At 73.2% G+C, this 23,336-nt stretch carries 22 protein-coding genes; 12 read left to right on the top strand and 10 right to left on the bottom strand.

Annotated elements, in window-relative coordinates; genetic code table 11:
* Positions 1–131: 131 nt before the first annotated feature.
* Both BLW47_RS17380 and BLW47_RS17385 read right to left on the bottom strand, forming a co-directional pair.
* The gene (locus BLW47_RS17380; RefSeq protein WP_091558454.1) at positions 132–761 is read right to left on the bottom strand and encodes an STAS domain-containing protein; all 630 of its coding nucleotides are present in this window, start codon (positions 759–761) and stop codon (positions 132–134) included.
* Positions 758–1,099, bottom strand: coding sequence for an STAS domain-containing protein (locus BLW47_RS17385; protein WP_091558457.1), 342 nt, complete (start codon positions 1,097–1,099; stop codon positions 758–760). Before BLW47_RS17385 ends, BLW47_RS17380 begins: the two co-directional genes overlap by 4 nt.
* A gap of 137 nt (positions 1,100–1,236) precedes the next feature.
* On the opposite strand from BLW47_RS17385, the gene BLW47_RS17390 reads away from it, so the two are divergent.
* Genes BLW47_RS17390 through BLW47_RS17400 form a run of 3 tightly spaced genes read left to right on the top strand, consistent with a single transcriptional unit; the run spans position 1,237 to position 3,850 of the window.
* On the top strand, positions 1,237–1,920 hold the full coding sequence (locus BLW47_RS17390) for a response regulator transcription factor (RefSeq protein WP_091558799.1): 684 nt from the start codon (positions 1,237–1,239) through the stop codon (positions 1,918–1,920).
* A 26-nt stretch (positions 1,921–1,946) separates the two neighbouring features.
* Complete coding sequence (locus tag BLW47_RS17395; RefSeq protein WP_175543688.1) at positions 1,947–3,275, top strand: sensor histidine kinase; 1,329 nt, start codon at positions 1,947–1,949, stop codon at positions 3,273–3,275.
* Positions 3,272–3,850 (top strand): GerMN domain-containing protein, encoded by a 579-nt coding sequence (locus BLW47_RS17400; RefSeq protein ID WP_091558460.1) that lies wholly within the window; start codon positions 3,272–3,274, stop codon positions 3,848–3,850. The genes BLW47_RS17395 and BLW47_RS17400 overlap by 4 nt, the downstream gene beginning before the upstream one ends.
* Before the next feature lie 78 nt (positions 3,851–3,928).
* Here BLW47_RS17400 and BLW47_RS17405 read toward each other — a convergent pair whose 3' ends face one another.
* The 3 genes from BLW47_RS17405 to BLW47_RS17415 all read right to left on the bottom strand — a co-directional run bounded on the left by BLW47_RS17405 (position 3,929) and on the right by BLW47_RS17415 (position 6,124).
* A complete protein-coding gene (locus tag BLW47_RS17405) occupies positions 3,929–4,567 on the bottom strand; it encodes a DUF4360 domain-containing protein (protein ID WP_091558806.1) in 639 nt (212 codons plus the stop codon).
* Between the two features lie 62 nt (positions 4,568–4,629).
* Complete coding sequence (locus BLW47_RS17410; RefSeq protein ID WP_091558463.1) at positions 4,630–5,265, bottom strand: DUF4360 domain-containing protein; 636 nt, start codon at positions 5,263–5,265, stop codon at positions 4,630–4,632.
* Between the two features lie 235 nt (positions 5,266–5,500).
* Positions 5,501–6,124 carry a DUF4360 domain-containing protein gene (locus BLW47_RS17415; protein WP_091558467.1) on the bottom strand — a complete coding sequence of 208 codons (624 nt, stop codon included), beginning with the start codon at positions 6,122–6,124 and terminating at the stop codon, positions 5,501–5,503.
* Between the two features lie 455 nt (positions 6,125–6,579).
* Here BLW47_RS17415 and BLW47_RS17420 point away from each other — a divergent pair, with 455 nt between their 5' ends.
* Entirely contained in the window at positions 6,580–8,067 is a 1,488-nt protein-coding gene (locus tag BLW47_RS17420; protein ID WP_245736713.1) for an amino acid permease, read from the top strand.
* Between the two features lie 46 nt (positions 8,068–8,113).
* Here the strand turns inward: BLW47_RS17420 and BLW47_RS17425 are convergent, their stop codons facing one another.
* The 4 genes from BLW47_RS17425 to BLW47_RS17440 form a co-directional block, all read right to left on the bottom strand.
* Positions 8,114–8,980: a hypothetical protein gene (locus BLW47_RS17425; RefSeq protein WP_175543677.1), complete on the bottom strand. Its 867-nt coding sequence runs from the start codon at positions 8,978–8,980 to the stop codon at positions 8,114–8,116.
* 224 nt (positions 8,981–9,204) lie between these two features.
* Positions 9,205–10,407 (bottom strand): M23 family metallopeptidase, encoded by a 1,203-nt coding sequence (locus BLW47_RS25395; RefSeq protein ID WP_245736714.1) that lies wholly within the window; start codon positions 10,405–10,407, stop codon positions 9,205–9,207.
* 60 nt (positions 10,408–10,467) lie between these two features.
* Positions 10,468–11,058, bottom strand: coding sequence for a DUF11 domain-containing protein (locus BLW47_RS17435; RefSeq protein ID WP_139307343.1), 591 nt, complete (start codon positions 11,056–11,058; stop codon positions 10,468–10,470).
* A gap of 84 nt (positions 11,059–11,142) precedes the next feature.
* Positions 11,143–13,860, bottom strand: a complete 2,718-nt coding sequence (locus BLW47_RS17440; RefSeq protein ID WP_245736715.1) for a helix-turn-helix transcriptional regulator — start codon at positions 13,858–13,860, stop codon at positions 11,143–11,145.
* 183 nt (positions 13,861–14,043) lie between these two features.
* On the opposite strand from BLW47_RS17440, the gene BLW47_RS17445 reads away from it, so the two are divergent.
* The 8 genes from BLW47_RS17445 (at position 14,044) to BLW47_RS17480 (ending at position 22,458) form a co-directional block, all read left to right on the top strand.
* Complete coding sequence (locus tag BLW47_RS17445) at positions 14,044–14,709, top strand: esterase/lipase family protein (protein ID WP_091558474.1); 666 nt, start codon at positions 14,044–14,046, stop codon at positions 14,707–14,709.
* 239 nt (positions 14,710–14,948) lie between these two features.
* Entirely contained in the window at positions 14,949–15,863 is a 915-nt protein-coding gene (locus BLW47_RS17450; protein ID WP_091558477.1) for an ABC transporter ATP-binding protein, read from the top strand.
* A complete protein-coding gene (locus tag BLW47_RS17455) occupies positions 15,860–16,579 on the top strand; it encodes an ABC transporter ATP-binding protein (protein ID WP_091558481.1) in 720 nt (239 codons plus the stop codon). Before BLW47_RS17450 ends, BLW47_RS17455 begins: the two co-directional genes overlap by 4 nt.
* A gap of 24 nt (positions 16,580–16,603) precedes the next feature.
* Positions 16,604–17,482 carry a branched-chain amino acid ABC transporter permease gene (locus BLW47_RS17460; RefSeq protein WP_091558484.1) on the top strand — a complete coding sequence of 293 codons (879 nt, stop codon included), beginning with the start codon at positions 16,604–16,606 and terminating at the stop codon, positions 17,480–17,482.
* Positions 17,479–18,603 (top strand): branched-chain amino acid ABC transporter permease, encoded by a 1,125-nt coding sequence (locus BLW47_RS17465; protein ID WP_091558489.1) that lies wholly within the window; start codon positions 17,479–17,481, stop codon positions 18,601–18,603. Before BLW47_RS17460 ends, BLW47_RS17465 begins: the two co-directional genes overlap by 4 nt.
* 44 nt (positions 18,604–18,647) lie before the next feature.
* The gene (locus tag BLW47_RS17470) at positions 18,648–19,919 is read left to right on the top strand and encodes an ABC transporter substrate-binding protein (RefSeq protein ID WP_091558493.1); all 1,272 of its coding nucleotides are present in this window, start codon (positions 18,648–18,650) and stop codon (positions 19,917–19,919) included.
* Positions 19,920–20,106: 187 nt separating this feature from the next.
* Positions 20,107–20,754 carry a TetR/AcrR family transcriptional regulator gene (locus tag BLW47_RS17475; RefSeq protein ID WP_091558495.1) on the top strand — a complete coding sequence of 216 codons (648 nt, stop codon included), beginning with the start codon at positions 20,107–20,109 and terminating at the stop codon, positions 20,752–20,754.
* Positions 20,755–20,913: 159 nt separating this feature from the next.
* Entirely contained in the window at positions 20,914–22,458 is a 1,545-nt protein-coding gene (locus BLW47_RS17480) for a long-chain-fatty-acid--CoA ligase (RefSeq protein WP_091558497.1), read from the top strand.
* A 53-nt stretch (positions 22,459–22,511) separates the two neighbouring features.
* Here the strand turns inward: BLW47_RS17480 and BLW47_RS17485 are convergent, their stop codons facing one another.
* A complete protein-coding gene (locus BLW47_RS17485; protein WP_091558821.1) occupies positions 22,512–23,222 on the bottom strand; it encodes a GAP family protein in 711 nt (236 codons plus the stop codon).
* Positions 23,223–23,336 lie beyond the last annotated feature (114 nt).

Below are 23,336 nucleotides of genomic sequence, written 5' to 3' on the forward strand. Positions count from 1 at the left end.
CGTGATGGCACCCGCGGACCGGTGCTTCAGTGTCGGCCGGTCGGTTGGCGGGGACCGCGCGGACGGATGACAGTTGCATGACAGATCGAGTCGAACGTGTGAGGCAGCTCCCGCTGGCGAACAGAGATCCGTCAGTCGCCGGCGCGCGGCGCGATCAGCGGCTCGGCGTGCACCCGGTCGGCGTCGGCGCCGAGCGCGGCGAGGGCGTCCGCGCGGGTGTCGAAGACGGGGAACGCGGGAAGCAGTCGCATCGTGTGCAGCACGGTGAGCACGAAGCGTGACGGCGCGGCGAGGCAGAGCGGCACCTCGTTCTGCCGGGCCGCCTGCCGCGAACGGACCAGCACGCCCAGGGCGATCGCGTCGATGACGGTGACCCGTTCCAAATCGAGCACGACCGGGCGGCCGGCGGCGATGGCCGATGTCAGCGCCGCGCGCAGGTCGGCCACCAGCCGCGCGTCGACGTCGCCGTGCGCGGCGATGACGGTTGCGCTCGCCCCGGCGTGCACCGTCACCCGGGCGCTCGTGCCGCGACGGTCCGCGGCGGCGTACGCGGCCGGACGCTGTCCGGGATCCGCCACGGCGCAGCGCGGGCACCGGTGCTGTCCGGACGCGAAGGGCGAGCCCACCCAGCCGATCTCGACGAGGACCGTCCAGACCAGGTCGTCGTCGTTCACGACGGAGTTGCCGGTGGTCGCGACGGCGCCGCAGCCGTCGCAGATCACGTCGATGGATGTATCCCTGGCGCCCGGCACCGCGGTCATGGCGTCTCTCCGTCGTCGGCGGCGATGTGCAGCACGTGACCCACGCGGGCGAGGTCGAGGATGCGCCGCAGTCGCGGGGTCGGCGAACGCAGCGTCAGCAACGCGCCGTCGCGCCAGAGTCGGCGGTGGACGTCCAGCAGCATGCCGACCCCGGCCGCGTCCAGTCCGCGGCACTCGGCCAGGTCCACGACGACCCGGTGTGGCCGCAGCGACAGGATCTCGGTGAAGGTGGCCGTCAGGGCGGGGACGGCGGCGGTGTCGATGTCGTCGGTGATCGCCACCTCGACCAGCGGTACGGTCGACTTCGTCGTCGCGCCCACCCGTACTCCTTCCGCCACGCCGCGATCCTGCGCCCGTCAGCGTCCACCGGCGGTATGGCGGGGGGCCGACGGCGGTATCTCAGTTCTGTGACAAAGGCCGCGCGGCGTGACCGCCGAATGGGGGAGGCGGCCGGGTGGCGGGGATGATGCGACCCGTGACGGCCGTACTGGTGATCGAGGACGACAACCGAATCCGCCTGTCGTTGATGCTCGCGCTGGAGGACGAGGGCTACACGGTGTACGGGGCCGCCACCGCCGAGGAGGGTCTGCTGCTGCACCGCCGGAGCCCCGTCGACGCGGTCGTGGTGGACCTGATGTTGCCCGGCATCGACGGGTTCGAGTGCATCGCGCAGCTGCGCGTGCAGGACGACGTGCCGATCGTGGTGGTCAGCGCCCGCGACGACAAGCGAGACATCGTCGCGGCGCTCGAGGCGGGTGCCGACGACTACGTCGTCAAGCCGGTGGCGATCGAGGAGCTCGCGGCGCGGCTGCGGGCGTTGCGGCGCCGGCTGCGCGCCGTAGTCCCCCGGGCCGACGACGTGCCCACGTTGGTCTTCGGCGACCTGGAGATCCGGCCGGAGGCCGGGGAGGTGCGGTTGTGTGGAGAGCCCGTCGCGGTGACCCGCACCGAGTTCCGGCTGCTGTGCGAGCTGGCCGAGCACCCGGGACGGGTGCTGTCGCGCCAGCAGCTGCTGCAGCGCGTCTGGGAGTACAGCATCGGCGACGAACGCCTCGTCGACGTGCACGTCGGGCGGCTGCGGCAGAAGATCGAGCAGGACTCCGGCACGCCGCGGCACCTGGTCACGGTCCGCGGCCTCGGCTACAAGCTGCAGCGGTGAACCGACCCCGCGGGCTGCGGGCCCGCATCGCCGCCGGGTTCGCCGCCGGCGCCCTGGTCCTGTCGGCCGGCATGGCGCTGGTGTCGTACGGGCTGACCCGCACCTCGCTGCTTGAGGAGCGGGAGCGCACCGCAATCCGGGCCGCCTACTTCAACGCGACGATCGTCAACGCGGGGATCAGCGGCGACCAGCCAGACGTGCTGGAGGTGTTGCGTTCGCTGGACACCGGCACCAACCGGCGTCCGGTGCTGCGCCGCGACGCGCGCTGGTACGCCCGCAGCGCCGACAGCGGGATCACGGACGCCATCCCGCAGGCGCTGCGGCAACTGGTCGAGCAGGGCCGCCCGGCGGTGCAGCGGATCCGCGCCGGCGACGGCCCGGCGATCGTGGTCGGCGTGCCCCTGGCCGGCGGCACCGCCTTCTACCAGGTTGACTCACTGACGGAGCTGGACCGCACGGTGCAGACGCTGGCTCTGGTGCTGATCGCGGTCGCGGCGATGACCACCGGGGCCGGCGCGGCGCTCGGCTGGTACACGACGCGCCGCGTGCTGCGGCCGCTGGCGCTGGTCGCCGACGCCGCCCACGACATCGCGCGCGGCGACCTGACCGCCCGCCTGGACCCCGCCGCCGACCCCGACCTGACCCGGCTGACCGGCTCCTTCAACCACATGGTCGACGAGCTCGCGCGCCGGCTGGAGCGGGACCGGCGGTTCGCCGCCGACGTGGCGCACGAGCTGCGGTCGCCGTTGCAGACGCTGGCGGCCGCCGGTAGCGTGCTCACCCGGCGCCGCGCCGCCCTCGACGACCGGACCGCCACCGCGGCAGACCTGGTGGCCGTCGAGATCCAACGCTTCCAGACACTCGTTAACGACCTGCTGGAACTGGCCCGCAGCGATCAGCCGGCCCGTCGGGAGCCGGTCGACATCGCGGCGCTGGCCCGGCAGGTCTGCCGCTCGCGCGGCCTGCCCGACGACATCGTCGAGGTCGCCGAGGGCGCCGCCGTCACCTGGCACGTCGACCGGCGTCGCGTACGGCAGCTGCTGGGCAATCTGGTCGACAACGCCGTGGACCACGGCGGTGGGCCGGTCGCCGTGCGCATCGGCGGCGCGGGCGTCACGGGTCAGCTCGACGTCGACGACGAGGGGCCCGGCGTCAGCCCGGAGGACAAGGACGTGATCTTCGACCGCTTCGTGCGCGGCCGGGCGGCCGCGGCGCGCGGCAGCAGCGACGGTACCGGGCTCGGGCTCGCGCTCGTGGCGCAGCACGTCGCTGCGCACCAGGGACGGGTGGCCGTGCTCGATCGGCCGGGCGGGGGCGCGCGCTTCCGGGTGGAGCTGCCGGGGTGTCTCCGATGACCCGTCGCCTTCGGCCCGCGCTGCTCACCGCGCTGCTCGCCCTGCTCGCCGCGGTGTTGCCGGGCTGCGGCCTGCCGGCGGAGCAGCGGCCCCGGCAGATCAAACCGCCGCCGGGACCGTTCCCCACCTTCGCCGCCGCTCCCGCGAGCACCGCCCCGGCCGAGCTGGTCGAGCGGCTCTGCTTCGTGCGCGACAACCGGCTGGTAGCGGTGTCACGCCCGGTGCCGAGCCCGCCGACGATCGCCGAGCAGCTGCGGCACCTGCTGTCCGGACCGACCGCGGTCGAGCGCGACGCGGCCATCACCAGCGCGTTGACCGGCGCGCCGGCGGTGGGCGCCGTCGCGCCGACGCTCGGGGCGGTGACGGTGGACGTGGGCGGCACCGGCGCCGACACCGGGCGCAGCGACGAGGCGCTGGCGTACGGCCAGCTTGTCTGCACCTTGACCGGGCGCCCCGACGTCACCGGGGTGATCTTCGTGCGGGATGGCCAGCGGCTGCGTGTGCCGCGGGCCGACGGCTCGCTGTCGGAGGGGCCGCTGACCGCCGCCGACTACGCGGAGATCACGACGAGTTAGCCGCCCGCCGCGCGGTGCGGCCCGATGCCCTCCGCGCATGCGCGGAGGGCATCGGCGGATGGCCAGCTGATCGTCAGGTCACTCGTCGCACTGCTTCCAGGCCAGGTGGTAGACGGTCCCGACGCTGCCGTCGGTCGAGTCCATGGCCATGAAGCTGGTGGTCTTCGTCGGGTCCGAGGAGCCGGCGGAGACCCGCAGCTCGGTGTTGACGTTCAGGTTGCGGTCCTCGCCGCACGGCGCCCAGACGATTTCCGCGACCTCGGTCTTGTCCGTCGTCTGCCAGTTGTCGCTGTACGGCCCCGCGAACGAGTGGCTCCTGGGCACCGTCGGCGAGGTGCCCTGGAAGTAGTAGTTCGCCCGCTGCAGCCCGGTCGCCCCACGCGCCAGGTGGGCGAAGCCGCGGTAGTCGGCCTGAGCGATGGCGTACGTGAAGCCCTGTGGCACGTGGATGCGCAGGTTGAGTTGGCAGTTCTTGCGGAAGTCGGTCGGCTTGGCGCCGACGCCCACCTGCGCGAGGTAGTCGCTGTAGGTGACGGTGAAGGCGGTGTTGTCGGCGGCGGGGGCGACCGCGGCGGTCCCGGCGGGACAACCCGAGCCGTTCACGGTCACGACGTCGATGGTGATTCTCTCGGTCGGGGGCGGGGATGACTGTTCAGTGAGCACCGGTGCGACGGCCAGGGCGAGGGCCAGGCCAGCGGTGGCCAGGGATTCGAGCATGGGGTCCTTCCGATCACCGTGTTTCGGGTATGTGGGGTGGGTGTGTTCCTCGGTCGCGGTGGTCAGGCGTTGCACCGCTTCCACGCGAAGTGGTACGTCGTGTTGATGCTGCCGTCGGTGGAATCCATCGACACGAAGCTGGTCGTCTTGGTGATGTCCGACGTGCCGGCGGCGACCCGCAGCTCCGTGTTGATGTTCAGGTAGCGCAGCTCGCCGCAGGGGGCGTACACCAACGACGCCACCTCGCTGGTGTCCGTCGTTTGCCAGTTGTCGTCCAGCGGCCCGCTGAACGGGTGGCTCTTGTAGACGGTCGGCGAGTTGCCCTGGAAGTAGTAGTTCGCGCGTTGGGTGGCGGTGGCGCCCGACGCCAGGAACGCGTATCCGCGGTAGTCGGCCTGCAGGATCGCGTACGTGAAGCCGCTCGGCACCTGCACCTGCAACGCGAGCTGACAGTTCTTCCGGGCATCGGTGGGCTTGGCGCCGACCCCGACCTGGGCGAGGTACTCGCTGTACGTGACGGTGAAGGCGGTGTTGTCCGGGGCGACCGCGACGGCGGCGGTGCCGGCGGGGCATCCCGAACCGTTCACGGTGATGACGTCGATTTCGATCCGCTGCGGGGGCACCGGATCCGTGGGGATGATTATGGGCCCACCGAGCATTGACAGGGCCATGGTGCCGGCGGCTAACAGATTCAGCATTCTGTCCTCCCGAAGATGCCGACAGGGGTGGCGCGCGCACCGTAACAGTCCCAGATCAATTGACGAACGTCAATATAACGTGCGGCATGTGTTCAATCGGCAATTGCCGCAGGGCCGGTTTCCTCGATGCCACGACACTCTGGTGCGAAAAATGACGAAAACGCCTGCACCAGTGGTCGCGGATATGCGACGGCGGCCGCCACCGTACCGGTCGCGGCCGCCGTCGGCTTCCGGGTCAGTCGCAGCGCTTCCACGTCAGCTGGAACACGGTCCGCACCCCCGCGCGCGTGGCGTCCATGGTCATAAGGCTGGTGGCGCCGGACGGGCCGGCGTCGACGCGCAGCTCGGTGTTGATGTTGAACAGGGCGTCGGCGCCGCAGCGCGCGTAGACCGCGACCTCCGTGCGGTCGGTCGTGTGCCATGCCGCGTCCATCGGGCCCGCGAAGGAGTGGCTCGACTCGGCGGTGGCCGCACTTCCCGTGAAGTAGTAGTGCGCCAACTGTGCCCCGGTGGCGCCGGCCGCGAGCCCGGCATACCCCCGGTAGTCGGCCTGGGCGATCGCGAAGGTGAAGCCCTGGGGGAGATGCACCCGGAGGTTGATCTGGCAGTTCTTCCGCGAGTCGGTCGCGCGGGTGCTGCCGCCCGCCTGCGCCACGAAGTCGTCGTACGCGACGCTGAAGCTCGTGTTGTCGGGGGCGGTCGTCGCGGTCGCCGTCCCGGCGCGGCACCCGGAGCCGTTGACCGTCTGCACGTCGACAACGATCTTTTCGGCGGGGGCCGTCGCCGTCGACTGATCAATGGAGGCTGTCGGGGCGAGCATTGACAATGCCAGCGCGCCCGCAGCCGTCATGTTGAACATGGGGGGATCCTCCAGATTGGCGCGATGTGTGCGCGAACGCAGCCACAGTAGCAACGCCATAGATCAGAATCAATGAATGAGCCCGCGGCGCGGTGGAATCTCATGGAGATCGCCGCCCCCGTCCAATCCGACGTCACTTAATGAATCGTCCGATCGATGGCGATGAAACTATTCGCGCTTATTGAACCATCTATGTAACAGGCGCGTAATGTCTGGTCTTTGCCGTGCGCCGGTTCTCCGCTCGACCGGCCGGCGTGGGCGAGCGCCGTGCCCTCGAGGGTGGTGCCGACGGTCGGGTGCGGCGGTCGCCGATCGCGGTGGCACGCCGCGGAAAGTGCGACGTTTGCTGTGCCGAGGCATCGGGGACATTTCGCCGGCGTTCGCGGCCCGGGCGGGGACCGGGACGGCGGGACGGTCCGGGCCGCGGGTCGGCACGGCCGGGAAGGGGGCGAGTGATGGTGTCCATGCTGCGGACAAAGCCGATCAAGGACGTGATCGCGCAGGCCGAGGACGACGGCGGTCAGGACGCGCCGCGCCGGCTGCGGCGGCGGCTCGGGCCGGTCGACCTGATGGGATTCGGGGTCGGCATCGTCATCGGCACCGGGATCTTCACCCTGACCGGCATCGAGGCGCGCGAGCATGCCGGGCCCGCGGTGATCGTCTCGTTCGCGATCGCCGGCGTGGTCGCTCTGCTCGCCGCGCTCTGCTACGCCGAACTCGCCTCCAGCGTGCCGACCGCGGGCAGCGCCTACACCTACGCGTACGCGACCATGGGCGAGATCGTCGCGTGGATCATCGGCTGGGACCTGCTGCTGGAGTTCGCCCTCGGTGCCGCGGTCGTCGCGCGCGGCTGGTCCGGTTACCTCGCCGAGCTGTTCGGACTGCCCACCGCCTGGTTCGGGGAGGAGGGCAGCGTCGTCAACCTGGGCGCCATCGCGATCACGCTGTTTCTCGGTCTGATCGCCACGATCGGCATTCGGCAGTCCGCGCGGGTGACGAACGTCCTCGTCGTGGTGAAGGTCGCGATCTGCCTGTTCGTGGTCATCGCCGGGCTGTTCTTCGTCAAGGCGGCGAACCTCATGCCGTTCCTGCCCCCGTCCCGACCGGCCGAGGACGGTGAGTCGGGACTGGCGCAGCCGTTGTCCCAGGCGCTGTTCGGTCTGCAGCCGTCGGTGTTCGGCGTCGCCGGGGTGCTGACCGCGGCCGCGGTGGTGTTCTTCGCGTACACCGGTTTCGAGGCGGTGGCGAACCTCGGCGAGGAGACCCGCCGACCGGGCCGCGACCTGCCGCTGGGCCTGCTCGCCACCCTCGCCGTCTCCGGGGTGTTGTACGTCGCGGTGTCGTTCGTCCTGGTCGGGATGGTCGACTACCGCGAGATCGACCTGGGCGCGCCGATCGCGTCGGCGTTCTCCGCCGTCGGCGCGCACTGGGCCGCGGTGCTGGTGTCGATCGCCGCGATCGCCGGGCTGACCAGCGTGATTCTCGTGGAGATGGTGGCGATGGGGCGGATCGGCTATGCGATGGCCCGCGACGGGTTGCTGCCGCCCGGCGTCGGGGCGATCCACCCGAGGTGGGGCACCCCGCACCGGATCACCGCCGTGGTCACCGTCGGGGTGGCGCTGCTCGCCGGCTTCCTCCCGCTGGCCTCGCTGGCCGACCTGGTCAGCATCGGGGCGCTCTGCGCGTTCGTGATCGTCTCCATCGCCGTGCCCATCCTGCGGCGTACCCGTCCCGAGCTGAAGCGGCCGTTCCGGGTGCCGTTCTCGCCGGTGCTCCCGGTGCTCTCCGCGCTGGCCTGCGTCTACCTGATGACGAACCTGTCGGTGGAGACGTGGCTGCGCTTCCTCGCCTGGCTGCTCCTCGGGGCGCTGATCTATGTCGGCTACGGCCGGCGCCGTAACCGGCTGGCGCAGCGCGAACAGGGCGCGGAGCAGGGGCGGTGAGTTTTGTGGCGCGCGTCAGACGATCGTCGCGCGCCGCGGCGGACAGCTACCCGGTCGCCGCCGTCACCGGCCCGGAGTCGGTCGCCGGTTCCGCGCGCCGGCGCTGCCCCGGCACGGCCGCGGCCGCCGCGGCCACCGGCTCGGAATCGGCCGGCTCCGGGCGACGGCGCTGCCCCGGCGTCGCCGCCGTCGCTGACACGCCCGCGGTTGCCCGGACAGGCGCGGTCGCCGCGACGGACTTCGGCTGCTCCGTCGACCCGGACCTGTCCGGCGACTCCGGGCCGGGTTGGTCGAGTTCCCCCGTCACCTGCGGCTGGTCGACCCAGAGCGCCCGCAGCTGACCCTGCATGAACGCGGTCAGCCGGCCCCGGTACTCGCGGTCGAACCGCTCCAACGCCTCGATCTGCTGCTGCAACGCCTCGCGCTTGGCGCCCAGGCTGCCCACGACGTCGTCGTACCGCCGCTGGGCCTGCAGCTCCAGCTCCGCGGCGTTCTGCTCCGCCTTGGCCGCGGTCGCCTCCGCCTCCGCGCGCGCCTCCGACAGAATCTTCTCGGCGTCGCGCTGGGCCTTCTGCACCTGCGCCTGCGCCTCCCGCGCCGCCTGCTCCGCCGCCGCGCGGGCCTCGGCGAGCACCTTGTCCGCCTCGCGGCGGACGCTCTGCGCGTGCGCCTCGGCGTCGCGGGCGATCTGCTCGGCCGCCGCCGCCGCGTCCGCGCGAATCTTGTCCGCCTGACGGTGCGCGGTGCTGACATGCTCCTCGGCCGTACGCTGCGCCATCGTCAGCACCTGCAGCGCCTGGTTCTGCCCGGCGCCGTTCGGCGTGACCAGGGGGTGCTCCCGGGGCGACGCGTCCGGAGTCGTCGTCCCGTTGAGCATCACCGCGACGCGGTCGGTCATCCGGTTGTCAGTCACGAGAGACCTCCGTACGTGCGGGTTCAGGCGGGTGGCTCGGTGCCGACGGGACCTCGGTCGGCGGGTGGGCGGACGTTGCGCGCTGCGATTGTCGACCGGCGCGTCCACCTAGGACATGGGGCGTGATCGGCGGCATGTTACCAAGCCGAGCAGGGTAAACGCGAGGTCGAGTTTCGGCCGTGCCGGTGCTGGACGGGGCGCGGCAACGGCGGCGTCCTGCCCGCTCAGATCCACGGCAGGGGGTCGACGGGGCGCCCGCCGAGTCGTACCTCGAAATGCAGGTGCGGCCCGGTGGATGCGCCCGTCGAACCGACCAGGCCGATCACCGTGCCGGCGCGAACCTGCTGGCCCGGCGCGACCAGGAGCTTGGACTGGTGGCCGTAGCAGGTGGACAGTCGTTGGCCGTCGAACCGCCCGTGGTCGATGCAGGTGTACCTGCCGTAGCCGCCGAACCATCCCGTGCGGCTGACGCGGCCAGCCGCGGCCGCCACGATCGGGGTGCCGATGCCATCGGCGAAGTCCACGCCGGCGTGCAACTGCCAGACGTGGTAGTACGGGTCGAACCGGACGCCGAAGCTGCTGCTGACCGGGCCCGGCACCGGCCGCCGCAGCCGGCCGCCGGGGTGGCCGCGCTCCACGGTGACCGGCCCGGCGGGGGCTGACAGCGCGGCCTGCGCGCGGCGGGCCAGCTGCCGTTCGAGCGCCGCGCCTTCCTCCCGGCGGCGCGTCAACTCGGTCTCGGCGGAGGCGATCGCGGCCGACAGCGCGACCGCGTGGCCGGCCGGGGTGTCGGCCGCGGCGGCGGTGGCCCACCGGGCGGGGGCCGGTGTCGCTTCGGCACCGGTCAACGCCGTGAGCAGCCGGGGCACCGGGTCGGGTCGGCGCTCCAGCGCCGCCAGGTCGTCGCGGGTGCGGGTCAGGATGTTGTGCAGGTACTGGATCCGCCGCTGGAGATCCCGCAGCGCGGCGACCCGACGCGCCTGCGGCGTGGTGGCCGCGTCCACCGGCTGCTCGGGATACAGGTCGGCGCCCGGATCACCGGCAATGACCTCCCCGGCGTTCTCCGGGTCCACGGGCGGGTGTGGCCCGGTGCCGGGCACCCCTTCGTCGTCCAACACTGGTGCGGGACGGCCACCGGGCGCCGGCGCGGGCGGCTTCGGCGTGCCCGGCCGCCCGACCGGCGGGGCCGGCGTCGGCTCGGCCGGCCGCGGCGGGACCAGCGGCGCGACACTGATCCGTGGCAGGGGGAGCGGTAGCGTCGGCCCGGGCGGTGCCGGGGCCGGGACGGGCGGGCGAGCCGGGCCACTGCCGATGGGCAGCGGCAGCGGCGGCGTGCCGGCGTCCGCCACCGGGGCGACCGCCGCCACGACGGCGACGGCCACCCCACTGACCAGCGCCACCCGCGTGCGCCATGTCGGACAGGTCACGGCGAACTCCCACCTCGGTCCCGGTCTTCTGTCCGAATATCGCGTTCCCCGCCCGCGGCGTTACAGCGTCCGGCGTCGCCGCCGGCGGAGCAGGAGCAGGGCGGCCGCGGCGAGCGCCGCGCACGCCAGTACGGCCGTCGCGGCCGGGCCGGCGACGGACCGGGGCCGCCACCCGGTCGCGGGGGCGGGAGCCGGGCTCGGCGGGGCGGTCGGCGTCGCGCCGGCTCCCGGGACGAGGTAGGCGTTGGTGGCGACCGCGTCGGCGGGCCCGGTGCCGGGCGACGCGGTGTCGACGCTGACCCGGTTCTGTACGAGCGCGCCGGGCGCGGCCGCGCGGTCGACCGTACCGGTGATCGTGATCGTCGGCGGCTGCGCGGCGGGAAAACGCAGGTCACCGAGGTCGCACACCACTGTGCGGCTGGTGACGGCACAGCGTCCCGGGCTCGTCGTCGCGGCGGCGCCGGCGAGGTCGACGGTGGTCGTGAACGTCACCCGCACCGCTGACATCGTGCCCCGGCCGGTCGCCGACAGCGTGATCGTGTGTGTGACATGCCGACCGGGACCGGCGCCGAACGGCGTCGACGTCAACACCGGCGCCGCGGCCACCGGCGACGGTGACGGTGCCGGGGCCGGGGCGGCAACGGCCAGCACGGCTACCACTCCTGCGGTCGGCGCTCTTCCCGGCAACATCACGTCCACACTCTAGGTCCGCGACGGCGTCGCGGACGCCGCCGATCACCCCATCAGGCGTGCCAGCTCGGTGCGCGACCGTACGCCCAGCCGGCTGAAGATGTTGCGCAGGTGGTGATCGATGGTGCGCGGGCTGAGGTACAGCCGGGTGGCGACCTCCCGGTTGGTCGCGCCGTCGGCCACCAGCCGCGCGATCTGCTCCTGCTGCGGTGTCAACGCGGCCGTCGTCGCCGGCCGCGTCGGCGGGGCCACCTGCTCGCCGGCGGCCCGCAACTCGGCGGCGGCCCGGGCCGCCCACCGCGCGGCGTCGAGCCGCTGGAACGTCTCCAGCGCGCCACGCAGGTGCTCCCGCGCGGCGCGGGGCCGGCGTCGCCGGCGCAGGTCCTGGCCGAACAGCAGCGCGGTGTGGGCCCGGGCGAACTCCGAGTCGCCGGCTTCGTGCAGGCGTAGCGCCTCGCGGAAATGCTCGTCGCTGTCGCGGTGCGACCGCAGCGCGCGGCAGCGGGCCGACAGCGCCAGCCAGGTGGGGTTGCCGGTGCTGGCCGCCCAGCCGTCGAACGCGGCGAACGCTTCCGTCGGGACGCCGGTGGCCTGGACCTGTGCCGCTGCCTCGGCCAGGTGCACCAGCGCCGGGATCTGGATCACCCGGTTGCCGTGCCCACCCCCGGTGTCGAGGATGCGGGTCAGCCGGGCCAACGCGGGACCGGGGCGCCCCTCGACCAGATCGAGCAAGGCCAGGGCCCACTCCGCGAAGGCCCGGGCCTGACCCAGGTTGGCGCCGGCGGGCTGAATGCGTAGCTGCCGGACCCGGGCGATACAGGTCGGCCGGTCGCCGACGATCGCGGCCAGGACCGCGAGCAGCCCGAGGTGGTTGTCGGCCAGGGTGGACTGTCCGGTCATCCGCGCCAGTCGCACCCCCTCCAGTGCGGCGTCGCGCCCCTCGTCGTGCCGTCCGGTGGCGAGGCAGGCGACCGCGGCGATCTCCAGAGCCTGCGGTACGACGATCGTGTCGCCGCCGGCGCGGGCGATCGCGACCGCGTCGAGCGCCAGCTGATGGGCCCGGGCGGCGGCGCCGACCAGGATACCGGCGCTGCCGGCGCGGACCAGCGCGACCGCGTCGCCCAGCCCGGGAGCGGCGTCGAGGACCCGACGCAGCGGCGCGAGCGCGGCGGGGAAGTCGCCGCGGAACAGCGCCGCCACTCCGGTGAAGTGGTCGAACATCAGCGCGACCGGGAGGGGCGGATGGTCGCGGCGCAGCGCGAGCGCCTGCCGGGCGAGCTCGGCGTAGCCCAGGTGGTCGCCGGTGAGGCACGCGGCCTCGCCGGCGAGGATGAACGCCCCGACCGAGAGGTGCCGCTCGGGGCCGGCCAGCGCGGTGGCGGCGGCCAGCAGGGTGTGCCGGGACCGCGTCACCGCGCCGCCGCGCAACTCGATCTCGCCGGTCAACAGCTGGGCGCGGGCCCGTACCGCCGGGGGCGCCGGCCGGTGCGCGGCCCGGCGCAGCAGGGTCCGGGCGCGCGACGGCTGGCCGCCGAGCCACGCGTGCCGGGCGGCCGCGACGAGGTGGCCGGCGGCGTCGGCGGGCTCGGCGGTCAGCTCGGCGGCGCGCTCGAGCGCGGTCGCCGCCGCCGCGTGCGCCGCCCCTTCCGCCGCCCGGCGCAGCGCGTCGGCCAGCGCGGGATCGGGGCCGGAGGTGGCGGCGGCCCGGTGCAGCAGGTCACGGAGCGTCCCGGTCCCGACGATCCGGGCGAGCAGCAGGTGGGCGGCGCGACGGCGCGCGAGGCTGGCCTCGTGGTACGTCACCGACCTCAGCAGCGGCTGGGGGAACGTCAGGTGGCGGTCGCCGACGCGTATCAGGTTCGCCGCCTCGGCCGGTTCGAGCGCCGCGACGTCGGTGCCCGAGGCGTCGGCGGCGGCGGCGAGTTCCCGCACGTCGAGGTCGGGGTCGGCGGCGGCGAGCAGCAGCAGCCAGCGGGCGTCGGGATCCAGCCGGGCCAACCGGGCCCGGTACGCGCGGCGGAGCGCGCCGTCCGGCGGCAGCGTGGCCGGGGGCGGTACGTCGCCGCGACACTGCTCGGGGCTGAGGGCGGCGGCCAACTCGACGAGGGCCTGCGGGTTTCCGGCGGCCGTGGCCGCCAGCGCCGGGGCGACGTCGGCGCTCAGCTCGGGCCGCCGGTCGGTGAGCAGTCGCGCGCTGTCGTGCTGATCCAGCGGCTCCAGCCGGAGCAGGGGCACGCCGGGGACGCCTTCGGTGTCGGGTGCGTCGTCCACGGCGGCCAGCAGGGCGATCGGCTGGCCGTCGAGGCGGCGGGCGGCGAACTCCAGGACCGCCCAGGAGGCGGGGTCGAGCAGGTGCGCGTCGTCGACGAGCAACAGCAGGGCACGTTCGCGGGCGACCTCACGCAGCAGCGCCGGCACCGCCAGACAGAGCGGGAGCCGGCCGGCCGGGCAGTCGCCGTCGCGGACCGCGCGCAGCAGCATGCGTGCCTGATGCTCCGGCAGCGCCGGCGCGGCGCCGAGCACCGGCTGCAGCAGCCGTTGCAGACCGGCGAACGGCAGCCCCGCCTCGGCTGCGGCGCCGGCGGTGGCGAGCACCGTGAGGCCCGCTGCCTCGCCGGCCGCGAACCGGAGCAGCGCGCTCCTGCCCGAGCCCCGCTCGCCGGCGAGCAGGAGCCCGCCCCCGTTCCCGGCGGCGGCCCCGGCGACCAGTGCGACGATCGCGGCGCGCTCGCGCACCCGGCCGCGCAGCAGAACTTGCTGCACCGTGGATGCACTTACCACGGCGACAGTGTTACGCACGAGTAACGGAGTTGGGAAGTCCTGGCGGCGAACGATCGACCCCCTGGCTGGTCCGCCCCACCTCACGGCACTGGTGATTTCGCCGATGTGTACGGGCGATGAATGCACAAACACTGCAGGAACCCGTCCTTGTATCGAGGAGGTTCCATGCGTCGCATTCTCGCCATCCTGCTGGCGACGGTCACTGCCGTCGTGGTCGTGCCGGCCGTGCGCGCGGAGGCCGCCGCGCGGACGCCCGTGATCTTCGTTCACGGCTACACCGGCAGCGCGTCCAACTGGACCACCGCCCGCTCGGTCTTCCGGGCCGGCGGCTACAGCGACAGCGAGCTGTTCGCCTACGAGTACAACTCGTACGGCGACAACGTCACCAACGCCCGCGGCCTGGCCAGCTTCGTCGCCCAGGTGCGCAGCCGCACCGGCGCGGCCAAGGTGGACATCGTCAACCACTCCATGGGCGGCATGGTCAGCCTGTGGTACGTCAAGCAGCTCGGCGGCGCGGCCAACGTCGCGCACCTCGCCTCGCTGGCGGGCGCCAATCACGGCACCTACGCCGCCAGCGCCTGCCTGGTCTTCGTCACCTGCCAGCAGATGCTGCCCGGTTCGGCGTTCCTGCTCACGCTCTCGGCCGGCGACGAGACGCCGGGCGCGACCCGGTACGCCACCTGGTACTCGGCCTGCGACGGCGTCATCAATCCGTACACCAGCACCGTCCTGAGTGGCGCGACCAACAACAACGTCGCTTGCGAGACCCACATCGGGTTCCTCGGCAACACCTCCGTGCTGGCGGCGGTGCGCGCCTTCATGGCCACCTGAGGCGACGTCGGCGTCGCGGCCCGGATGGGGCTCCCGCCCGGGCCGCGACGTGCTGTCCATCTCCGGCGGTGCGGCTGCGTGAAGGTCCCGCTGAGCGTGGTGCTCTGCCCGGACATCACGGGCTCATAACGAGACGTTGACGAATGGATGCCGGAAACTACACTCCCGATGTAATAACCTGCTCCGCCGCAACCTCTCAGCAGCGCAGCCTCCGCCGCGCCGTCCGTCCAGAGGTGACGATGAGCCCACCCGAAGACGCCCCCACCGACGGAACGGCCCTGTCGCTCGACCATGTCGGCGTGCGGTTCGGCGGCCTCGTCGCGCTCGACGACGTGTCGCTGCGGGTCCCACCGGGACGCATCGTCGGGGTGATCGGCCCCAACGGCGCGGGCAAGACCACGTTGTTCAATGTGGTGTGCGGATTCGTCCCGCCGACCAGCGGCACGCTCACCCTCGACGGGCGGCCGTTCCGGCCCCGGCCGCACCGGCTGACCCGGCTCGGCATCGCCCGCACCCTGCAGGGCGTCGGCCTGTTCCCCGGCCTGTCGGTGCTGGAGAACGTGATGGCCGGCGCCACCCACACCGCCCGGGCCGGGTTCGCCGCCGCCCTGTTCGGACTGCCGCGCAGTGACCGCGACGAGCGACGACTGCGCGAGCGGGCGCGCGAAGTGCTGGCCGAGCTCGGCGTCGACCGGCACGCGCACGCCTCCCCGGCGACGCTGCCGTACGCGGTCCGCAAACGCGTCGCGCTCGCCCGCGCGCTCATCGCCCGGCCGCGGCTGCTGCTGCTCGACGAGCCCGCCGGCGGTCTGAGCGCCGAGGACATCGACGAGCTGGCCCGGCTGATCACCACGCTGCCCACCCGGACCGGCGCCGCCTGCTCCGTGATGCTCGTCGAGCACCACATGGACCTGGTGATGTCCGTCTGCGACCACATCGTCGTGCTCGACTTCGGCAAGGTCATCGCCGCCGGCACCCCGGCCCAGGTGCGCGACGACCCGCGGGTCACCGAGGCCTACCTCGGGGCCGAGGTGATAGCGGGGGAGACGGCCGGCCCCGCACCCGGCGCTCCGGACGCCGGGCCGGGCGCCGACGACGGCGCGCCGGACGCGTCCGGCGGTGCCCCGGACGCCGACGGGGCGGTGCGGCGATGACCGAGCCCCTGCTGCGCGTCGAGGGCCTGCACGCCGGATACGGGGCGGTCCCCGTCCTGCGTGACGTCGGCCTCAGCGTCGCGGCCCGCACGATCACCGCCGTGCTCGGCGCCAACGGCGCCGGCAAGACCACCCTGCTGCGTACCCTCTCCGGGCTGCTGGCGCCCACCGCCGGCCGGATCGTGTTCGACGGCGCCGACCTGCGCGGCGTGCGCGTGGAGCGTCTCGTGCATCGCGGCCTGGCGCACGTGCCGGAGGGACGCGGGGTGGTCGCGGAGCTGACCGTCGACGAGAACCTGCGCCTCGGCGGGCTGTGGCGCCGCGACCGGGCCGACGCCCGACGGGCCCTGGACGAGGTGTACCACCTGTTCGAGCCGCTGGCGCGGCGGCGGCAGCACGCCGGCCACCAGCTCTCCGGCGGCGAGCGGCAGATGCTCGCCCTCGGCCGCGCCCTGGTCGCCCGGCCCCGGCTGCTGCTGCTCGACGAGCCGTCGCTCGGGCTCGCGCCCCGGGTCACCGCGCAGATCATGGCGCTGCTGCAGCGGCTGCGCGACGACACCGGCCTGACGGTGCTGCTCGTCGAGCAGAACGTGCGCAGCGCGCTGTCCGTCGCCGACCAGGGGGTGGTGATGTCCCTCGGCCGGGTCGCCGCGGCCACCACCGCCACCCGGCTGCGCGACGACGAACACCTGCGCCACGCCTATCTCGGGTTCTGACCAACGCGTAGGAAGGATCGGCGGTTGGAGCGGTTCCTGTTCCTCACCCTCGACGGACTGTCCACCGGGGCGGTCTACGCGGCGTTCGCGCTCGCGCTGGTCCTGATCTGGCGGGCGGCCCGCCTGGTCAACTTCGCCCAGGGGGCGATGGCGGTCGCCACCGCGTACGTCGGCTACGCCGTCGTCGCGGCCACCGGCTCGTACTGGCTCGGGCTGGCCGCCGCCGTCCTCGCCGGCCTGCTGCTGGGGGCGCTCGTCGAGCGGGTGCTGATGCGTTTCGTCGGGCACGCGAACCCGCTGGGCGACGTCATCGTCGCCCTCGGTCTGGTGCTGCTGATCCAGGCCGTGCTCGGGATGGTCTTCGGCAACGAGTACCGGCCGGCGGCCGCGCCGTTCGACACCGACGGGCTCACCGTCGGCGGGATCACCGCCATCTCGCCGTACGACCTCTGGGTGTTCGCCGCGGTCGCGGTCGTCGTGGTGCTGCTCGCGCTGCTGTTCACCCGTACGCCGATCGGACTGCGGATGCGCGCCTCGGCGTTCGCGCCGGAGGTCTCCCGGCTGCTGGGCGTCGACGTCAACCGGATGCTCACCGTCGGCTGGGCGCTGGCCGCCGCCGTCGGCGCGCTGGCCGGCATGCTGGTGATCCCGACCGGGCTCGGCCTGCACCCGCACGCGATGGACCTGGTGTTCGTGATCGCCTTCACGGCCGCGGTCGTCGGCGGACTGGACAGCCCGGTCGGCGCGGTGATCGGCGGCCTGCTGGTCGGGTTGATCCTGTCGTACGTCACCGGCTACCTCGGCCCGGACACCACGCCGCTGGCCGTCCTGGCGCTGCTGTTGGCGGTGCTCCTGGTCCGCCCGGGCGGACTCTTCTCCGGCGTTCGAGCGAGGCAGGTATGACCCAGTCACCGTATGCCACTGTGGACGCGCGTCCCTCGCCGCTGCGCCGGCTGCTTCCCCCGCCGCCGGGCGCGGCCGGCCCACGGGGCTCCACGCTGCTGCGCCACCTGGTGCTGGCCGTGCTCGCCGGCGCGGCCGTGGTGCTGCTGACCAACCAGTTGGAGCCGTACCGCAACCTGCAGGTCGCCCGGGTCTGCGCGTTCCTGTGCGTGACCGCCGGGTTCACGATCCTGGTCGGTCTGAACGGTCAGCTCTCGCTGGGACACGGCGCGCTGATGGCCACCGGCGCCTACACCGTGGCGCTCGTGCAGCGCGGCCTGGACGGCCGCGACCTGCGGGGGCAGTGGAGCGTGCCGCTGTCGCTGCTGCTCGCCGTCGCGGTCACCGCGCTTCTCGGGCTGGTGATCGGCCTGGCCGCGGCCCGCCTGCGCGGGCCGTACCTCGCCGGCGTCACCCTCGCGGTCGCGACGCTGGTCCCGGCCGTCACCACGATCTTCACCGGGGTGTTCAACGGTGAGCAGGGTCTGCCGTTCCCGGTGGCGACCCCGCCGGCGTTCCTCGGCGCGTACTTCCAACCCGAACGCTGGCTGGCCTGGATCGCGCTGCTCGCGGCGCTGCTGACGATGCTGCTGATGGCGAACCTGGTGCGCAGCCGGTACGGCCGCTCGCTGCGCGCCGTCCGCGACGACGAGGTCGCGGCCCGCCTCGCGGGCATCCACGTCGCCCGCACCCAGGTGCTCGCGTTCGTGGTCAGCGCCGGCTGCGCGGGACTCGGCGGCGGGGTGTACGCCGTGCTGACCGCGACCGTCGCGTCCGGGAAGTTCCCGCTGGAGCTGTCGCTGTTCCTGCTGATGGCGATCGTGATCGGCGGGCTGGGCAGCCTCGCCGGCGCCGTCTGGGGGGCGCTGCTGCTGGTCGCGCTGCAGGACCTGCCGGCGCTGCTCACCGAGGCGTTCACGCTGCCGGGCGGGCTCGCCCAGCGGCTGGAGGGCAACCTCGCGCTCGCCGTGTTCGGACTCATCCTCATCGTCGTGATGCTCGTGGCCCCGGGCGGCCTGCAGGACGCCGTCCGTAAGGCCACCGCACGGCTCGGGCGGCGCCGGCCCCGCCCGAGCCGCTGACCGACCGCCGGCGCCCACCGCACGCCCCGATGAACAGGAGAGCCATGCACCGCATCGCACGTCGCGGCCTCGCGGCCGCCGCCAGCCTCGCGCTGCTCGTCGGCGCGGCGGCCTGCGCGAACGACGAGAAGAACGCGGCCGGCAACGTTCCCGGTGTCACCGACACCGAGATCGTCATCGGCACGCACCAGCCGCTCACCGGCCCGGCCGCGCCCGGCTACGCCCGCATCTCGGCGGCGACCAAGGCGTACTTCGCGCACCTCAACAGCAAGGGCGGGGTGAACGGCCGGAAGATCACCTACAAGGTGATGGACGACGGCTACAACCCGGCCAACACCGAGAACGTCGTCCGCAAGCTGATCCTCGACGACAAGGTTTTCGCGATCCTGGGCGGGCTCGGCACCCCCACCCACACCAACGTGCTGGAGTTCCTGGAGGGCCAGAAGGTGCCCGACCTGTTCGTCGCCTCCGGCAGCCGCAGCTGGAACCAGCCCGACACCTATCCGACCACCTTCGGCTGGCAGCCCGACTACACCGTCGAGGGCAAGATCCTCGCGACGTACGTCAAGCAGGCGTTCCCCGGAAAGAAGGTCTGCCACTTCGGGCAGAACGACGACTTCGGCCGCGACTCGCTGCTGGGCGTGGAGAAGGTGCTCGGACCGGTGGCGGCCAAGCAGACGTACACGCCCACCAACCAGCAGGTGGGGCCGGCGATCGGCGCCCTGAAGGCCGCCGGCTGCGAGGTGATCATCTCGGCGACGATTCCGGGCTTCACCGCGCTGGCGATGGGGCAGGCGTTCGGGCAGGGACTGCGGGCGCAGTGGGTGGTGTCGAACGTGGGGGCCGACTACACCACGCTCTCGGCGCAGCTCGGCGACAAGAAGGCGATTCTGGAGGGGATGATCGGCAACTACTACCTGCCGATGGCCGGTGACAGCGCCGACCCGTGGATCCGGGAGTACACGAAGATCCACCAGCGGTACAACGGGACCAACCCGCTCGACGGCAACGCGATCTACGGCTACTCCATGGCGTACACCTTCGTGCAGGCGCTGCTCGCGGCCGGGCAGGACCTCACGCGCGAGAAGCTGGTCGACGCGGTGGAGAAGGGCGGCTTCCAGGGTCCCGGCCTCACCCCGTTCCGCTACAGCGCCGACGACCACTCCGGTTACAGCGGGGTGCGGTTGAACCGGGTGCAGGGCGGCGTGCAGTCCTACTTCGGCGCCACCTACACGACCGATGACGGCGACGGCGAGGTCAGGGAGCACACCCAGCCGCCGGTGACGCCGCCGGCGGACGCGGTCCCGGCGAGCTGACCCGGGTTGTGGAGCGGGCCGCGGGCCGTCGGCCCGCTCCACGCGCTCGCCCGGCGGTTGGCCGTCGAGCGCGCCGGGCGGCCCCGCGCTGCCGCGGGTTCGCTGGCAGGGTGCGCGGTGGCCACCGGTCTAGACTTCCGATGCACTTTTTCCCGGTCAGCCGGGGTGATGGACGGGGGACGAGCAGATGAGCGACGTCGGGGCGCCGCCGCACGTCGACGGGGCGGCCGCGCCGGCCCGGATGGACGGTCGCGCGGCGCGGGCCGCGCGTACCCGCCGGGCGATCGTCGACGCGCACCTGGCGCTGATCGACGAGGGCGACCTCAAACCGACCGGCGAGCGCATCGCCGAGCGGGCCGGGGTGTCGCTGCGGACGTTGTGGACGAACTTCAAGGACATGGAGACGCTGTTCGCCGCGACCGGCCAGCGGATCAGCGAACGGCAGGACGCGCTCGCCCGACCGATCTCCGCGGAGCTGCCGATCACCCGCCGGATCGAGGAGTTCTGCGCCCAGCGCGTCCGGATGCTGGAGATGCTGGCGCCGTCGGCGCGCGCCTCCGCGCTGCGGGAGCCGTTCTCCGCGCAGCTGCGAGTGAACCGCCGTCGCAACATCGCGCGGGTCCGCGCGGAGATCGAGAGCGTGTTCGCGCCGGAGCTGGCGCACGCGGGACAGGGGCGGGAGCAGCTGCTGGACGCGCTCACTCTGGCGAGCACCTGGTCGGCGTGGTCGATGCTGCGCGACGCGATGGGCCTGGACGTGGAGGCGGCGCGGGCGACCATGGCGCGCACGATCGGGGCCCTGCTCGTCGACGCCATCGCGGCCGCCCTCCGGTGACGGAATCACTCGCGATCTTGCAGTGTTGGCCGGGGCAAAACTGGACGGACAACTTCAAATCGGCGGGCAGAACTGCAAGATCGACGGCGCTGGGTGGGGCCGGTGCCCGCATTTCCGACGTAACGGCAGCCGAACACGGAACCGGAGGAGCACACCGCCATGAGTAGCCTTTCGTTGGCCAGTGTCCTGGCCGAATCTGCCCGCCGGTATCCGGAGAAGGTCGCCGTCGTCGACGGGGCCGTCCGGGTCAGCTACGCCGACCTCTGGGCGCAGGCGCGTACGCTCGCCGCCGGCCTGCAGGCGCTGCGGATCGGTCCCGGGTCCACCGTCGCGCTGGTCGCGCCGAACGTCGTGGACTTCCCCCGCGCGTACTACGGCATCCTCGCGACCGGCGCCGTCGTCGTCCCCGTCCATCTGCTCCTGACCGCCGACGAGATGGCGTACGTGCTGAAGGACAGCGGCGCGGATCTGGTGGTCTGCCACACCAGCCAGTACGCGGTGGCGGCCGGGGCGGCGGCGAAGGCGGGTCTTCCGGTGGCGACCGTCGGCCCGGTCCCGGCCGGGGCGGGCCTGGACGGCGTGACGCGGCTGGAGGACGTCGCCGCGGGCGTGCCGCCGCTGCCGATCCACGCCACCCGCTCGCCCGACGACCCGGCGGTCGTCTTCTACACCAGCGGCACCACGGGGGAGCCGAAGGGAGCGCTGCTCAGCCACCTCAACCTGGTCATGAACGCGACCGTGAACGCGTTCGACGCCAACGACGCGCGTACCACCGATGTCGTGCTGGGCTGCCTGCCGCTGTTCCACACCTTCGGACAGACGGTCAGCATGAACACGACCTTCCGGGTCGGCGCCACGCTGGTGCTGCTGCCGCGGTTCACGGGTGAGGCGGCGGTGGAGCTGATGCTGACCGAGAACGTGGACGTGTTCCACGGGGTGCCCACCATGTACCTCGCGCTGCTCGAGGCGGCGGCCGGACGGGAACGGCTGCCGCGGCTGCGGCTGGCGATCTCCGGTGGCGCCGCGCTGCCGGTCGTCGTGCTGGAGCGGTTCAACCGGGTGTACTCGGCGACCATCTTCGAGGGCTACGGCCTGTCCGAGACCTCGCCGACCGCCTCGGTGAACCAGCCGCACTTCGGCACCCGCGCCGGCACCGTCGGTCACGCGATCTGGGGCGTTGATGTGGAGATCGCGCACGCCGAGGTCGAGGACCGCATCGAGCTGGTGCCGACGGGGGAGCTCGGCGAGATCGTGATCCGTGGCCACAACGTGTTCAGCGGCTACCTCGGCCGCCCCGAGGCGACCGAGCAGGCCATCGTGGACGGCTGGTTCCGCAGCGGTGACCTGGGTTTCAAGGACGCCGAGGGCTTCATCACGATCGTCGATCGCAAGAAGGACCTGATCATCCGAGGCGGCTTCAACGTCTACCCGCGTGAGGTGGAGGAGGCGCTGGCGCGGCATCCGGCCGTGGCCCAGGTGGCGGTGATCGGCGTGCCGCACGAGGTGCACGGGGAGGAGATCTGCGCGGTGGTGGTCGCGGACGCCGGAACGCCGAGACCGAGCGCCGAGGAGCTGATCGACTGGGCGAAGGAGCACCTGGGGCGGCACAAGTACCCGCGGCAGGTGCGGTTCGTGGAGGCGCTGCCGCTCGGGCCGAGCCACAAGGTGCTCAAGCGGGAGCTGCGCAGGACGATCATCGCGTAGCCGCGTCCCGTTCCTCGCGATCCGGGTTGACCGCGGCGGGGCACGACCCGCCGTCAGGCGCCGCCCAGGAGCTGGGGGAACCACAGCCGGGCGGCGGCGTCGCGGGCGACGAGGAATCCGGCGATGCCCAGCACCCAGCTCAGCACGCCGCTGCCCTTGGCGACCACCCAGGCGTTCATGCGCTGGAGCACCGTGTCGATCCAGCCGCGACCGACGAGCCGGAGCGCGAGGAGGGCCAGCGCCGGCAGGACCATCACGACGCAGTACCCGGCGAGCAGCGGCAGCAGCAGCCACCAGCTCAGCTCCGCGGTGGTCATCATCCCGATGGCCCCGAGGTACGGCAGCATCGTGGCGACCTCGGCGAGCGCGGCCATCAGCGCCAGCCCGACCAGCCCACCGGACCCTGCCGCCCCGGCCGGGGCCCGGTCCCGCAAACGCAGGATCGCGGCGGTGGCCCGGTTCCGGCGCGCCTCCACCCAGAAACTTAGCGCGAACAGCGCCAGCCCCACCGCCAACTGTGCGAACAGCAGCCAGCGGCTCGCGGTCACGTCGTCCAGCGCGCCGGCCACCCCGACGCCGCCGAGCGTCAGCACCGCCCCCACAACGAAGTAGAACGCGGCGATCGTCGCCAGATAGCCGAGGAACCGGCCGACCCCGATCCGGCCCGGCGCCAGCAGCAGCCACACCGGGATGAACAGCGTGCCGATGCTGGTGCTGTCCACGATCGCGAGCGCGACAAGGGACAGCAGAAGACCGCCGCTCATGGTGCGCATCCTCGCATCGGCACCGTTCGCCGCGCTGCCCCGCGTCGGGCAGCGCGGGGGCCGTGCGAAGCCGATCGCCGGGCCGCCACCGCCGCGGTACGGCGGTGGCGACCC

The sequence above is a fragment of the Micromonospora pattaloongensis genome, assembly GCF_900107255.1.
GTDB classification, from domain to species: domain Bacteria; phylum Actinomycetota; class Actinomycetes; order Mycobacteriales; family Micromonosporaceae; genus Micromonospora_I; species Micromonospora_I pattaloongensis.

Excerpts from the sequence above, each read along its gene's own strand:
- BLW47_RS17380 (WP_091558454.1), bottom strand. The coding sequence starts at position 761 with ATGACCGCGGTGCCGGGCGCCAGGGATACATCCATCGACGTGATCTGC.
- BLW47_RS17470 (WP_091558493.1), top strand. The coding sequence starts at position 18,648 with ATGCACCGCATCGCACGTCGCGGCCTCGCGGCCGCCGCCAGCCTCGCG.
- BLW47_RS17410 (WP_091558463.1), bottom strand. The coding sequence starts at position 5,265 with ATGCTGAATCTGTTAGCCGCCGGCACCATGGCCCTGTCAATGCTCGGT.
- BLW47_RS17455 (WP_091558481.1), top strand. The coding sequence starts at position 15,860 with ATGACCGAGCCCCTGCTGCGCGTCGAGGGCCTGCACGCCGGATACGGG.
- BLW47_RS17475 (WP_091558495.1), top strand. The coding sequence starts at position 20,107 with ATGAGCGACGTCGGGGCGCCGCCGCACGTCGACGGGGCGGCCGCGCCG.
- BLW47_RS17450 (WP_091558477.1), top strand. The coding sequence starts at position 14,949 with ATGAGCCCACCCGAAGACGCCCCCACCGACGGAACGGCCCTGTCGCTC.
- BLW47_RS17445 (WP_091558474.1), top strand. The coding sequence starts at position 14,044 with ATGCGTCGCATTCTCGCCATCCTGCTGGCGACGGTCACTGCCGTCGTG.
- BLW47_RS17485 (WP_091558821.1), bottom strand. The coding sequence starts at position 23,222 with ATGAGCGGCGGTCTTCTGCTGTCCCTTGTCGCGCTCGCGATCGTGGAC.
- BLW47_RS17420 (WP_245736713.1), top strand. The coding sequence starts at position 6,580 with ATGGTGTCCATGCTGCGGACAAAGCCGATCAAGGACGTGATCGCGCAG.
- BLW47_RS17415 (WP_091558467.1), bottom strand. The coding sequence starts at position 6,124 with ATGTTCAACATGACGGCTGCGGGCGCGCTGGCATTGTCAATGCTCGCC.
- BLW47_RS17480 (WP_091558497.1), top strand. The coding sequence starts at position 20,914 with ATGAGTAGCCTTTCGTTGGCCAGTGTCCTGGCCGAATCTGCCCGCCGG.
- BLW47_RS17400 (WP_091558460.1), top strand. The coding sequence starts at position 3,272 with ATGACCCGTCGCCTTCGGCCCGCGCTGCTCACCGCGCTGCTCGCCCTG.
- BLW47_RS17465 (WP_091558489.1), top strand. The coding sequence starts at position 17,479 with ATGACCCAGTCACCGTATGCCACTGTGGACGCGCGTCCCTCGCCGCTG.
- BLW47_RS17405 (WP_091558806.1), bottom strand. The coding sequence starts at position 4,567 with ATGCTCGAATCCCTGGCCACCGCTGGCCTGGCCCTCGCCCTGGCCGTC.